Genomic DNA, 13,397 nt, shown 5'->3' on the forward strand with positions numbered 1-13,397 from the left:
GAAAAACGTATAGATGACATCCGTACAAGATGACTAATGACTACCCAAAGCCTTCATTGGCCACGCAGAAATAGGCTATCCAATGCTTTGAGGTTCATTTGTGTCCAGGTGGGGCGACCGTGGTTGCATTGATCGCTCCGCTCGGTACGCTCCATGTCACGCAGCAGCGCATTCATTTCATCCAGGGTCAGGCGCCGATTAGCCCGCACGCTGCCATGGCACGCCATGGTCGATAAGAGTTCATTGATATGCGCTTGCACCTGATTGGAGCGCCCATAACGTTCCAGGTCGGCGAGCATGTCACGTACCAGAGGCTCCGGGTCGGCTCCCGCCAGCAGCGCCGGCATTTGCCGTATCAACAAGGTTTCCGGCCCGGCCACATCGAGTTCCACACCCAAGCGCGAGATTGCTTCACGCTCGTTTTCCGCCGTGGCCACCTGAGTACGGCTGGCCGCCATTGACACCGGCACCAGTAGCGGCTGGGCGTCCAGGCGCTGCATCTGAACCTGATTTTTCATCCGTTCGTAAACGATCCGCTCGTGTGCTGCATGCATATCTACCAGCACCAGGCCTTGGGCGTTCTGGGCCAGGATATAAATGCCATGCAACTGCCCCAAGGCAAAACCCAACGGTGGCGAACCACCGGCCTCAGTCTCCATCGTCCCCCGGGATAACGGCGTTTCACGTACCTGATGATGATCCGCTGCAACCGGCGCAGTCGTTCGAGGCGTGAGTAATGTTTCTTCGTGCTCAGGGTGCAAAGCGCTATAGCCTTGCATAAAGCGCCGGACGCGCTCGGCGCCCGGATGACGCGCCTCTCGCTGAACATCCTGAGGTAATGCCATGCCCTGCTGCTGCCAGTCCGGCATATTATGCCTAGCCGCACCCCCCCCGATTTCATGCACAGGGTCGCTGGCTTCCCCTTCAGCGACAGCCGATGCGGTAGAACCTGACTGTTCCTGCGGCTGCGATTGAGCAAGGGAGTGATGCAGACTGGAAAAAAGAAAGTCATGCACCATACGCCCATCACGAAAACGCACTTCATGCTTGGTCGGATGCACATTGACATCCACCACATCCGGATCAAGGTCCAGATAGAGCACGAATACCGGTTGGCGCCCATGAAACATCACATCGCGATATGCCTGACGCACGGCATGCGCCACCAGGCGGTCCCGAACCACCCGACCATTGACGAAAAAATATTGCTGGTCGGCCTGAGCTCGGGAATGGGTCGGCAAGCCCACCCAACCGCTCAGGCGCAATGCGCCGACCTCGCGCTCGATATAACGCGCATGCTCGATGAAGTTCTTGCCAAGTAGTGCCGCTATGCGACGTTCACGTGCCGTCGCCGTGTCACCTGGGGGTAATTGATGCACCACCTTCTGGTTGTGTCGCAATACCCAAGCGATGTCATAACGCGACAGAGCCTGACGCCGAAAGGCCTCTTCGACATGCCCGAACTCGGTCTTTTCCGTGCGCATGAACTTACGCCGGGCCGGCGTATTGAAAAACAGATCCCGGACGCTCACGGTGGTGCCGCGTGGGTGCGGCGCCGGTGACACCCGGGACTCCATGGCGCGTCCTTCGGCCACCACGCGCCATCCTTGAGTGGGGTCATCCTGGGCATTGGAAACCAGTTCGAGGCGCGACACCGAACTGATCGAGGCCAGTGCCTCACCGCGAAAGCCCAGCGAGTGCACCCCTTCCAAGTCTTCCAAGCTACGTATCTTGCTGGTGGCATGACGAGCCAGGGCCAGGGGCAGGTCGTCTTCGGCAATCCCCCGCCCATCGTCGCGCACCCGAATCAAACGCGCTCCTCCCGTATCAATATCCACTTCGATACGGCGACTACCGGCATCGATAGCGTTTTCGATCAACTCCTTGGTGACCGACGCCGGGCGTTCGACCACTTCGCCCGCAGCAATCTGATTGGCCAGGCGAGGATCGAGCACATGGATACGCGGTGTGGAAACGGTGGACACAGGCACCTCGAAAGGGATTCTCGATAACGACATTCAGGAACTCGGAATTTGCAGCACCTGGCCGACACGTATCACGTCGCCATTGAGCTCATTGGCTTGTTTCAGGCGGTTGACAGGGACGCCGTGACGCACCGCAATCGCAGACAAGGTATCGCCGGTTTGAATGCGGTATTCATCACCACTCGGACTCCGGCTACGATTGCGCTGCCAGGCCAGCAAACTCGCCGGCGGTGGATTGCGCTGGAAATGCTCATGCAAGCCGCTGAACATGGAAAGCGCCAGACTTTTCTGATGTGATTTATCACGCAAGCGCCGCTCTTCATCCGGATTGGAAATAAACCCGACTTCGACCAACAGCGAAGGAATATCCGGGGATTTCAATACCATGAACCCGGCCTGTTCGACTCGAGACTTGTGCAGACGATTGACCCGGCCGAGCTGATCCAGCACTTGACCGCCAATCGACAGAGAGTCGTTGAGGGTAGCCGTCATGGTCAAGTCCAGCAACACACCGCGCAGCACCTGATCCTTGTCCCGCAAGGAAAGATTGCCGTCCACTCCGCCGATCAAGTCGGAACGGTTTTCGCTATCCGCCAGCCACTGGGCGGCTTCAGACGTCGCTCCTCGCTGGGAAAGCGCATATACCGAACTGCCCTGAGGCCTCGGGCTGGTGAAGGCATCGGCATGAATGGAAATGAAGAAATCAGCCTTCTGTTCTCGGGCAAGCTCAGTGCGTTGGCGCAACCCGAGGTAGTAATCGCCATCGCGAATCAGCACCCCGCGAAAACCATCGGTGGCATTGACGGTATTGGCCAGCTCGCGACTTATCTCCAGTACCACGTCTTTTTCACGGGTGCCACTCGGCCCGATAGCGCCAGGATCTTCACCACCATGCCCGGCGTCGATGGCGATGATGATATCGCGTCTGGGGTGCGAACGCGCCGGCTGGACTTCTTGCGGGGCCGGGCGCTGTACCGACCCGGAAGCGGCTTCATCGCCACTTACCCGAGCACGGGCAAGGGCGCGCTGGGCCTGGGTTTCCTGGTCGCGGATCATCGCCTCAATGGGGTCGATGGGGTTTTCTACTGCACTTTCGCCGGGATATTCCAGGTCCACTACCAGGCGATGCCCATACTGTTCATTGGGCGCCAGGGTAAAATGGCGAGGCTCGATGTGTCGGCTCAGTTCCAGCACCACGCGTAGCCCGTCACCGTTACGTACGCCGGTGCGAACGGCGGAAATCGCGCTGCCTTCCAATGGCAAGGTACTCGCATCAGCTGCCATGCGACTATCGTCCAGATCAATCACCAGACGCGCTGGATTGTCCAGAGTGAACACATTAGCCGTGGCCGCCTTGGAAAGATCGAACACCAGGCGCGCATGATCCGGCGCAGCCCACAGGCGCATGCTTTCCACATCAGCCGCCCTGGCTTGCGGGATCATGGCCAGCATTGCCAACGTCAAGGAGACAAGACATCCCATCGCACCACGGCGAGCAAAAGCGTTGAACTTCACCGTCATTGATCTGTATCGCTCTTTTGCTGGAGTTGAGAGATCGGTTGTTCAAGGCGCATCAGGACGTCTTTTCCCCAAGCGCTTACGCCTTGCAGGGTGATATGACGACCGCCGTCCTGCACTATCAACGATGCCTGTACATCTGCTGGTGGCAACCACCCTTCGCCGCGGCTCGGCCATTCGACAATGCATAAGCTATCTGCATCCAGGAGATCGCGCCCGCCAATGAACTCAAGCTCTTCAGGGTCTCCCAGGCGATACAGGTCCAGATGGTACAGCTGGCGCCCATTGATTTCGTAGGGCTCCACCAAGGTATAGGTGGGACTTTTCACCGCCCCCAGGTGGCCATAGGCACGCAGGATACCGCGCGTCAGCGTCGTCTTGCCCGCGCCCAAGTCGCCTTCCAGGTAAACGCGCCCCCGGCCTTGCAACACCTTCCCCAACGCTTCGCCAAACGCCACTTGAGCGTCTTCGTCATTCAATTGCACCTGCATGGTGACCGCCTTCAACCTGGGTTGACCAATTCTCGCGCATAGGATGCCAGATCACCGGCCAGCAAACCACGTTCACCCTTTTCGGCAACAGCACAATCAGCGGCCAGCGCATGAATCAGAGTGCCCAGCCAGGCACTTCGTTCAAGGCCCAATTGCTGGGCGAGTAGAGCACCGAGTATGCCACTCAGCGCATCGCCCATGCCGCCGCTGGCCATGCCCGGGTTACCGTAGGGACAAACCATCAGGCCGCTTGGCCCGGCAACCAGGCTCCCCGCCCCCTTGAGAATCACCACGCCGCCGCGCTTACGCTGCAAAGCCAACGCCGCCGCCGGCCGGTCTGCCTGCACCTCGCCTGCGGAAATACCCAGCAGCCGAGCGGCCTCCCCCGGGTGCGGGGTCAATATCCAGTCATCGCGGCGCAACGCCGGCCAGTGGGTGGCCAACAGATTGAGCCCATCGGCATCGATGACCAAGGGCACAATGCGTGGCGAGTCGCTCACTTCCTGCAAAGCGCTCTGTAACATCGCCTGTCCCCAGGCACCCTTGCCCAGGCCAGGGCCAACCACCCGCACATCCGCCTGAGCGGGCAATTCGCCCAGATCCGCCACGCCGCGCACTCCATGCGCCATGACTTCCGGGCAACGTACCAGGCTCGCCACGACATGTTCCGGCGCCGTTGCCAGGCTTATCTTGCCCGCGCCCAAACGCGCGGCGGTCTGGGAAGCGAGTATTCCAGCACCGCCCAGGCCCGGTGCGCCACCCATTACCAACACATGCCCCATGTCGCCCTTGTGCACGGTGCGCTGTCGAGGCGGAAAGCTCTCGGCAAGGATGGCTTCGTCCAACAACCAGGCGGCAGGAGGAATATCGAAAAACGCCAAGGCCTTGACGCCCAACGGACGAAAATCCACCTCACCGGTATAGCCCGGCGCCGCTCCGGTGTGCAGCCCCAGCTTGTCGCCGATAAATGTCACCGTACGGCTGGCCTGTACCGCCACGCCGAGTACCGCGCCGGTATCCGCGGCCAACCCCGAGGGAATGTCGATGGCCAGCACCGGTAAGCCACTCCGATTGATCGCCTCGATGGCACGCCGAAAATCACCTTTAACCTCACCGTCGAGCCCGGTGCCCAACAAGGCGTCCACCACCACTTCGCCGGTCAGTTCAAGTTCGGGATGCCAGGCCACACAGCCCACGCCCGCCGAGGTAGCCAGTTGCGCCGCACGCCCTGCGTCGCCCTGCAGCTCGCTTATTTCCTTGAGCACTACTCTTTGCACCTTCAAGCCCGCCTGAGCCGCCAGCGCCGCCAGCACATGACCATCGCCTCCGTTGTTGCCCCCGCCGCATAAAACACTGACGGCGCGCACCTGGGGCCAACGCCCGCGAAAGCTGTGCCAGGCACTGGAGGCGGCGCGCTGCATCAGCGCGAATCCCTCTATACCGCCGGCAATCGTGCGTCGGTCGAGCTCACCGACCTGGGCCGCGCGATAGAGTGGGCGAAGCATTGAAGTGCTTAAGCTAGTCACGATATCTCCTCATCCGTGTTTTCTTGGCGCCCGATGCATTAGCATAGCGCGGCTGATTTCATCTAGGTGATGTAGCATGCCTTCCACTGGCTGTATATCCGCTGCCGAACTCGACCGTCTGGCGGCACTGATCAAGACCTGGGGCCGCGAGCTGGGTTTCCAGCAAGTGGGTATTACCGATATCGACTTGCAGGCGCATGAAGCCCACCTGCAACACTGGCTGGATGCCGGCCATCACGGCGACATGAGCTTCATGGCCAAGCACGGCACCAAGCGCACCCGCCCCGAAGAACTCGAACCCGGCACAAGGCGCGTGATCAGTGCGCGTATGGATTATCTGCCCCCCGAGGTGGAAACCACCCGGGTGCTGAGCCAACCCCAGCGTGCCTATGTATCACGTTACGCCCTGGGGCGTGACTACCATAAGCTGATGCGCAAGCGCCTGGCGCGGCTGGCCCAGCAGATCGAGGCCGAAGTCGGGCGCATCGGTTACCGCGCCTTTGTCGACTCCGCTCCGGTCATGGAGCGCGCCCTGGGGCAGAAAGCCGGCCTTGGCTGGTTCGGCAAGAACGCCATGTTGCTCAACCCCCAGGCAGGCTCGCTGTTTTTCCTTGGCGAATTGTATACCGACCTGCCGCTGCCCGTGGACGCCCCCTTCGAAAGAGACCACTGCGGTAGCTGCAACGCTTGTCGAACCGCTTGCCCTACCGGTGCCATCGTCGATGATAAAGTGGTCGACTCGCGGCGCTGCATTTCCTACCTCACCATTGAGCTGCACGGTGCGATTCCCGAGCGTTACCGGCGCGCCATGGGCAACCGGATTTATGGCTGCGACGATTGCCAACTGGTATGTCCCTTCACCCGTTTCACCCGCGCCAGCCAGGAAGCCGACTTCGCCCCCCGCCATGACCTGGATCGCGCCGAGCTTCTGAGCCTGTTCGCCTGGAGCGAAGAAGAATTTCTCGCCAAGACCGCCGGCAGCGCCATTCGGCGTATCGGTTATGAGCGTTGGCTGCGAAATGTGGCTATTGGCCTGGGCAACGCCCCCTGGAGTACGGCTATTGAAGCGGCACTGATCGCTCGCCGCAGCTACCCCAGCGCCCTGGTGCGTGAGCACGTCGCCTGGGCGCTGGTAGAACAAGGCGCCAAACGCCCGGCGCTGATCGCCCATCGCTAGGGTTACTCCTCTTCGTCGCGAATGCTATCCACACGCAAGAAGGTCTCGCGATAGTGCGCCAGTTCCTCGACTGACTCCTTGATATCTTCCATCGCCAAGTGCACATTGCGCTTTTTGAAGCCGGCGATGGCCCCAGGGTTCCAGCGTTTGGCAAGCTCCTTGAGAGTGGAGACGTCCAGATTGCGGTAATGGAAGAATTCCAGGAGCTCGGGCATTTCCCGTTCCATGAAACGCCGATCCTGGTGGACACTGTTGCCACACATGGGAGACACCCCTGCCACCGCATAGGTTTTAAGAAATGCCAGGGTACGACGCTCAGCTTCAGCGGTATCCACCGTACTTTCCTTGATTCGCGTCACCAACCCTGACTCACCGTGGGTTTTCTGATTCCAGTTATCCATGCCTTCAAGCAGGCTATCCGGCTGTTTGACCGCCAGCACTGGGCCTTCAGCGATGATATTCAAGTCGTTGTCGGTAATCAGCGTGGCTATTTCAATGATACGCTCGCGATTGGGATCCAGACCGGTCATTTCCAGATCGATCCATATGAGTACATCCTTGCGCGGCTGGGGATTATCCGTCATTGGTCAGTGTTCCCGGTTCTTGAAAAAAGTGTCTTGAAAAGATGGCTTGTGAAAAAATGGCCTGGTAGGACGTTTCAGGCCCGATTTCGTCAATCTGAATATTCTCGTCATTATAACAGTGAAATGCATTAGCCAACCGCCTGTCCAGACACCATCCCAATCCAGGCAATTCAATCCGCCTTACGCAATTGGCGAGCATCTTCAATGATGCGATAAACCGCCGGCACCAGCACTAGCACGATCAAGGTCACAAAAAGCACGCCAAATCCCAGGCTGATGGCCATGGGAATCAAGAAGCGTGCCTGTAAGGATGTTTCGAAAATCATCGGCGCCAGACCGAAGAAGGTGGTGAGCGACGTAATCAGGATGGGTCGAAAACGGCGGGCACCGCCTGCCACGATGGCATCGCCGACGCCTCGCCCCTCCTGGCGCAGGTTGTCGACGGCCAGGATATACACCAGCGTGCCGTTAACCACGACCCCGGCCAGAGCCACCAGACCCATCAAACTTATCAGGCTGAGGTTATAGCCCATCAGGAGATGGCCAATAACCGCGCCGACCACGCCGAAGGGTATGGCAAACATGACCAGCAGCGGCTCCACGTAGCTGCGAAACGCTATCGCCATCAGTGCGTACATGGCCAGTAGCGCCAGCAGCATACCCCGGCCCAGAGCCTGCAAAGCATCCTGCTGATCGCGCAACTCACCGGCCAGGCGATAATCGAGCCCCGGCAGCTTATTTAGCAATCCCGGCAGCACTTGGGCCTCCAGATCGGCAATCACTTCATTGGGGGTAATGACACCGGCTTGCACATCGGCAGTGACGGTCAAGGTTCGGCGCCCATCAGTACGGGTAATGCTGCGTGGTGACCGGCTTTGTTCGATGATGGCCGCCTGTTCCAGCGGCATCTCCCCGCCGTCGGCAAGCTGGATAAGTAGCGTCTCCATGCTATGACGTGTGCCACGATCCTCCTCGGGCAGACGCACGAAAATACGCAGTTCATGGCGCCCACGTTGCTGACGCTGCGGCTCGGCGCCGAAAAAAGCCCCCCGTACCTGAGCCAAATCCTGAGGCATCAAGCCCTGTGCATAGCCTGCCGGTGACAGACGCAAATCCAGTTGTCGCTTACCCAATTCCACATCGTCATCGATCTCGATTACCCCACGATACTGCTCTAATTCAGCAGCCAGGCCACGAGCGGCCTCCTCAAGGCGCTCACGATCCTGATGGGCAAGCTCGATAGCAATGGCCTCACCGCTGGAGGGTCCGACATCGGTACTGAAACGCAAGGTACGCACCCCGGCCAATTCGCCCAATTGCTCACGCCAACGCTCGGCGAAATCCCCCGCGCCCACCTCTCGACGCCCAGCTTTCACCAGAAAAACCTGAACATAGGCGACATGAGCGCCTTCAACCCCTTCTCCCGCATCCATCGCATTCTCTTCGCTCCTTCTACCCAACTGAGCAAAGATCCCTTGGCTGATATTGCCAAGCTCCTCATCCACCTCCTGTGCGCTAGTCATCAGACGCTCTATGGCGGCACGAGTTTGTACAGCGGGGGTTCCAAAAGGAAATTCCAGGCTGACGGTGACCTTATCCCCTTCGATTTCCGGCATAAAGGTAAAACTGATACGTTCACTGGCAACGATTGCCGCCACTACCAGCAAGACAGCCAGACCCAAGGCCAGGGTCAAATAGCGCCATTGGATCGCCAGGCGCAAAAACGGTGTATAGCGCTCGGCGATGAAGCGTTCAAGCGCCTGAGTAAAGCGTTGCTGTAAACGCGAAAGCCGGTTGTCGGCAGTTTGACGGCTATGACCGATATGCGCCGGCAGGACGAAAAACGACTCGAACAAGGACAGCAAGAGGATGGGGATCACGATCAGCGGAATATTGCGAAAGAAATCCCCCGAGGTTCCGGGCACGAACAGTAAGGGTAAAAAGGCGATGACCGTGGTGGTTACCGCAAACGTTACCGGCTTGGCCATTTCGTGAACCCCGGCAATCGCTGCATCAAGCGAGCCCAGCCCGCGGTTACGATGGCTGAAGGCCGCCTCTCCCACCACAATGGCATCATCCACCACAATCCCCAAGGCAAGCAGGAAGGCGAACAAAGAAATCATGTTCAGGGAAACATCGAGCAAGGGCATGAAGGCAAATGCGCCCAGGAAGGACACCGCCATGCCCACAGTGACCCAGAAGGCCAGGCGGGGCATTAGAAACAGGCCCAGCAGCACCAACACCAACCCCAGGCCGATCAAGCCGTTACGTACCAATAAGCCCATGCGATCGGCATAGATCTCAGAATTATCATCCCAGCTGAGCAGCTGAACCTGCTCAGGTAACAGCTGGCGTTGTTGCGCTATTACAGCATGCACCGCCGTGGAAACGTCCATGGGGGTTTGCTGACCCACACGGAAAACATTCAAGCGAATGGCAGGCTGTCCATCCAGAAATGCCTCAAGCTTGTCGGTACTAAAGTCTTCGCGAATTGTGGCAATATCGCCTAATCGAACCTGGGTGCCATCGGCTAGGCTGACCACGGGAATGGTGGCAAATTGCTGCGTGCGGTCACGCTGTTCGGTGATGCGCAGCAAAATGTCACCTCCGCTATCCTGGATTTCGCCGGACGGCAGATCAATGGAAGCTTGGTCGATAAGACCGGCAATCTGCGGCAGGCTCAGGTTATAACGACGAAGGTTGGCTTGAGGCACTTCCACGCTGATTTCCGGCGGTTGCAGACCACCGATTTCCACCCGGCTGATATCAGGGTCGCGCAGCAGTGCCTCACGCAACTGCTCACCGAGGCGGTGCAAGGTATCGGGAGAAAGCGGCGCCGAGACCATCAGCGATACCACCTGCACCCTGGGGTCGGGTACCTGAATCACCGGGTCTTCGGCACCGGCTGGAAAGGTGACGATACGCGCCACGGCAGCATCAATATCGGTACGCGCCCGATCCCGATCGGCGCTGGTAAAAAGCTCCGCCACCACGGTGGCCCGGCCTTCGGCGGCAGTTGAGAGAACCCGTTCGACCCCTTCTATGCCACGCACCTCCTCTTCAATCGCCAGCACCACGCCTTGCTCTACCTCTTCGGGAGCAGCCCCGGCGTAAGGCACGGTGATGATGACCTGGTTGGGCTCGATATCGGGAAATACGCTCTGCTGAACATCGAAGACAAAGAACAGTCCGCCGATCAGCAGCAGTCCCATCACCAGATTGGCAAAAACCGGATGCCTGGCGGCCCATTCCAAGGGGCTCATCCGAGTAGAGGATTCATTCATTGCCACCCTCCTGCACGCGGCCTTTGGGGGCTTCGAGCCTCACCGGCATGCCTTCGAAGGCAAAAGGCAGCGGACTGAGAACCACCCTTTCACCGCCCTTTAGCCCCGAGCGTACCAGCACGCTTTCGCGGCGGCGCCAGACAATATCCAGATCGCGGACCGCCAAGGTGTTATCCGCCTCGACGACGTAAGCCCGCTCTCCTTCATGCAGCGCCCGGCGTGGCAGCTCGATCAGATTATCCATCCGCGGCCCGATAATGCTCGCTTCAACGAAGGAATCCAGCAATAGCGGGATACCTCTAAGTTCATCGTCGGGATGTTCGAGCCTTAGCGGGTCATCAATGCGGATCAACAAGCGGGCCATGCGTCCTTGTGGGCTGAGATCCCCCAGTAACCGCACGACCTTTCCCCTGCGTGTAAGCGTGCGCTCATCGAGAGGGTAATGGATTTCGACCTCGGCCCCGCTATCCGCCGTGACACCGGGAATAGCGATATGCGCCAAGCGCTCACGCTCGACCGACACCTGCAGCCAGAAATGGCTGGCGGCCACCAGGGTGGCGACGTCCGCCTGGGCACTCACCAACTGACCCAACGCCGCCTGCTCGCGCTCGACCCATCCGGTGAAGGGCGCAGTCACTTCGGTTCGCGAAAGCTGCAGGCGAGCCTGTTCAAGCGCCACACGGGCGGCATCCAGCCGCGAGCGTGCCGTTTCACGTTGCGGCACTCTTAACGCCAGGTCCGGGCTTGCGTCTTGAGAAAATTCGCCACGAAACATTTCCAGCTCACGCTCGGCCACTTTGCCACGCCCGAGCTCAAGACGCAGCTGGGCGTCTGCCTCGGTCACCCGAGATTGCTGTTCTTGTACGGCCAAGCGAAAGTCATCGTCTTCTATCCTGAGCAACGCTTCACCCGCCTCGACCACCCCGCCAGGTTCCAGGTCAGGATGAATCCAGTCCAGGCGCCCTGCCACCTGGGGCTGGATGACGACACGGCGGGCCGCGGTGATCGGCCCTTGAACCGCAATTTCGAGCTGATGGGTGCCAGACTCAACGGTGAGCGTTTCCACCAATGGCTCTCTAGGCCCCTCTTCCATTGTGGGAGGCGGCTGTTGCGTGAGCATCAGGGCTGCCGCCACGCCAGCAGCGGCGAGGATAATCCCTAGTGGCCAAAGCCAGGCTTTGACATGCTTGCGCTGAGGCGGGTTCATAAAGCGCTCGCTTTGCCGGAGGGTGCCAATTCCTCCGTCAGATCAGTTTCAGCGTGTGCGTAACCAAGGGCACGGCAAGTCTGTAAGCGGGAAGACAGGAGTTCACGCTGCGCCTCGATCAACGATTGCTGAACGTGCAGGCGCTGCTGCTGCGCATTGAGCACCCGAAGATAATCCACAACCCCTTGAAGGTAGTAAGTACGTGAAAGCGCCAGAGCACGGTCGGCATCTTCAGCCTGGAGCCGCAGGCTGTTGAGCTGAGAGCGTCGTCCCTGCTCCAACACCAAGCCGTTACCCACCTCCGCCAGAGCGGTGAGATAAGCCTGGGCAAACTGCTCCATGGCCGCTTCGGCCTGGGCATCGGCCATTTCAGCCTGGGCCTTGAGCCGTCCGCCATCGAACACCACAACATTCACCGACCCCAGCAAGTTCCAGAAAATCTGCTCGAAGAGTTCAGTTACCGTGCGTGATTCCGCGAAGGCTTCTGCGGTCAGCTGCACCATGGGAAGCCGTTCCGCCACCGCCGCTGCGGCTTGTTGATCTGCTGCGGCCATGCGCTTTCCAGCAGCGGAAAGGTCAGGACGCAACTGCAGCAGATTGGCGGGAATGCCCTCCAAGGGCAACGGCGTCAATGGCGGCAAGCCACGCTCTTGCTGTTGCACGAACGTGTCTAGCGGGGACTCTCCCAGCAGGATCTGCAATTCATTGGTCACCATCTTTGCCTGCGCCTGTGTCAACGCCAGTTCTCCCTGAATGGTTTCAGTTTGCTGACGCTGCTCCACCACGTCCAAGCCCTGCGCCTGACCTTGCGCGAAGCGTAGCTGAACAAGCTCCAGCATCTGCTCGCGGGCCGCTACTTCCGTTTGAAGCAGGTCGATAACTTGACGTATTGCCACAAGCTCGAACCAGCGCTGTGCAACTTCCGCCGAAAGGGTCACCCGTGCAGCCTGTAAATCATCCCAACTGGCATCCGCCTGGAGCGCCACCGCTTCGGCTTCGCTGGCGACCCGACCCCAGAAATCCAGCTCGTATTGCATCGCCACACCCAGCCGGTAACGGCTGATGGTGCTATCCATACGCCTGCCGGGAGCAGCCGAGACACCGCCCACAGAAGCCAGACGACTGCGAGAGGCACTACCTTCCAGATTGAGATTCGGCAAACGTGAAGCACCGGCGGCACGGGCCGAGGCTTGTGCTTCACGCAGATTGGCTCGGGCGATGGACAGGTCGTGATTGTTCTTTAAAGCGCGGTAAGTCAGGCTTTTCAATGGGCTAGGCAGGTAGGCCTGACACCATTCACCCAGCTGCTGGGATTGCACTGTGGGTAACGCCGCCGTTTCCGGCAGTGGCGCCTGCAGATCCACACTGCCTTGCCGAGCACAGCCGGTGACCAACAGGGTGACCAACATGACGAAGCGCATCCCGTGCTGCATTGTAGCTAATCCATCAATTCATGAGGTTTACGGTGGGTTACTTTTCACTGAAACACACTATTGCACGCTCATGGAGCAACATAATGCATATTAATGAATAAACAAGCTGTCGTTTTGACGCCCAGTGCGATCACAGCAGGACAGTGGGTATAATTGGTGGTTACAATACTGCTACTGTAACGACCCTTCGGG

At 59.3% G+C, this 13,397-nt stretch carries 9 protein-coding genes; 1 reads left to right on the plus strand and 8 read right to left on the minus strand.

The features are described 5' to 3' along the window. Positions 1 to 53: 53 nt before the first annotated feature. The 4 genes from mutL to GPM19_RS01495 are packed head-to-tail and all read right to left on the minus strand — an operon-like array spanning position 54 to position 5,499. The gene (gene mutL / locus GPM19_RS01480; protein ID WP_160417104.1) at positions 54 to 2,018 is read right to left on the minus strand and encodes a DNA mismatch repair endonuclease MutL; all 1,965 of its coding nucleotides are present in this window, start codon (positions 2,016 to 2,018) and stop codon (positions 54 to 56) included. Beyond that, positions 2,019 to 3,467 carry an N-acetylmuramoyl-L-alanine amidase gene (locus GPM19_RS01485; protein ID WP_160417265.1) on the minus strand — a complete coding sequence of 483 codons (1,449 nt, stop codon included), beginning with the start codon at positions 3,465 to 3,467 and terminating at the stop codon, positions 2,019 to 2,021. Positions 3,468 to 3,502: 35 nt separating this feature from the next. After that, positions 3,503 to 3,994: a tRNA (adenosine(37)-N6)-threonylcarbamoyltransferase complex ATPase subunit type 1 TsaE gene (tsaE, locus tag GPM19_RS01490; protein WP_160417105.1), complete on the minus strand. Its 492-nt coding sequence runs from the start codon at positions 3,992 to 3,994 to the stop codon at positions 3,503 to 3,505. Between the two features lie 11 nt (positions 3,995 to 4,005). Then, positions 4,006 to 5,499: an NAD(P)H-hydrate dehydratase gene (locus tag GPM19_RS01495; RefSeq protein ID WP_202114650.1), complete on the minus strand. Its 1,494-nt coding sequence runs from the start codon at positions 5,497 to 5,499 to the stop codon at positions 4,006 to 4,008. A gap of 97 nt (positions 5,500 to 5,596) precedes the next feature. Here GPM19_RS01495 and queG point away from each other — a divergent pair, with 97 nt between their 5' ends. After that, positions 5,597 to 6,697 (plus strand): tRNA epoxyqueuosine(34) reductase QueG, encoded by a 1,101-nt coding sequence (gene queG, locus GPM19_RS01500; protein WP_160417107.1) that lies wholly within the window; start codon positions 5,597 to 5,599, stop codon positions 6,695 to 6,697. A gap of 2 nt (positions 6,698 to 6,699) precedes the next feature. Here the strand turns inward: queG and orn are convergent, their stop codons facing one another. The 4 genes from orn to GPM19_RS01520 all read right to left on the minus strand — a co-directional run bounded on the left by orn (position 6,700) and on the right by GPM19_RS01520 (position 13,205). Then, on the minus strand, positions 6,700 to 7,281 hold the full coding sequence (gene orn / locus GPM19_RS01505) for an oligoribonuclease (RefSeq protein WP_160417108.1): 582 nt from the start codon (positions 7,279 to 7,281) through the stop codon (positions 6,700 to 6,702). A gap of 170 nt (positions 7,282 to 7,451) precedes the next feature. After that, entirely contained in the window at positions 7,452 to 10,565 is a 3,114-nt protein-coding gene (locus tag GPM19_RS01510) for an efflux RND transporter permease subunit (protein WP_160417109.1), read from the minus strand. Beyond that, positions 10,558 to 11,772 carry an efflux RND transporter periplasmic adaptor subunit gene (locus GPM19_RS01515; RefSeq protein WP_160417110.1) on the minus strand — a complete coding sequence of 405 codons (1,215 nt, stop codon included), beginning with the start codon at positions 11,770 to 11,772 and terminating at the stop codon, positions 10,558 to 10,560. Before GPM19_RS01515 ends, GPM19_RS01510 begins: the two co-directional genes overlap by 8 nt. Further along, positions 11,769 to 13,205 (minus strand): efflux transporter outer membrane subunit, encoded by a 1,437-nt coding sequence (locus GPM19_RS01520; RefSeq protein WP_160417111.1) that lies wholly within the window; start codon positions 13,203 to 13,205, stop codon positions 11,769 to 11,771. Before GPM19_RS01520 ends, GPM19_RS01515 begins: the two co-directional genes overlap by 4 nt. Positions 13,206 to 13,397 lie beyond the last annotated feature (192 nt).

It is taken from the genome of Vreelandella zhuhanensis (assembly GCF_009793355.1).
GTDB lineage: Bacteria > Pseudomonadota > Gammaproteobacteria > Pseudomonadales > Halomonadaceae > Vreelandella > Vreelandella zhuhanensis.

Bases quoted from the DNA above. Each gene is read 5' to 3' on its own strand.
- GPM19_RS01495 (WP_202114650.1), bottom strand. From the start codon at position 5,499: ATGCTTCGCCCACTCTATCGCGCGGCCCAGGTCGGTGAGCTCGACCGA.
- orn (WP_160417108.1), bottom strand. From the start codon at position 7,281: ATGACGGATAATCCCCAGCCGCGCAAGGATGTACTCATATGGATCGAT.
- mutL (WP_160417104.1), bottom strand. From the start codon at position 2,018: ATGTCGTTATCGAGAATCCCTTTCGAGGTGCCTGTGTCCACCGTTTCC.
- GPM19_RS01485 (WP_160417265.1), bottom strand. From the start codon at position 3,467: ATGGGATGTCTTGTCTCCTTGACGTTGGCAATGCTGGCCATGATCCCG.
- GPM19_RS01520 (WP_160417111.1), bottom strand. From the start codon at position 13,205: ATGCAGCACGGGATGCGCTTCGTCATGTTGGTCACCCTGTTGGTCACC.
- tsaE (WP_160417105.1), bottom strand. From the start codon at position 3,994: ATGCAGGTGCAATTGAATGACGAAGACGCTCAAGTGGCGTTTGGCGAA.
- GPM19_RS01510 (WP_160417109.1), bottom strand. From the start codon at position 10,565: ATGAATGAATCCTCTACTCGGATGAGCCCCTTGGAATGGGCCGCCAGG.
- GPM19_RS01515 (WP_160417110.1), bottom strand. From the start codon at position 11,772: ATGAACCCGCCTCAGCGCAAGCATGTCAAAGCCTGGCTTTGGCCACTA.
- queG (WP_160417107.1), top strand. From the start codon at position 5,597: ATGCCTTCCACTGGCTGTATATCCGCTGCCGAACTCGACCGTCTGGCG.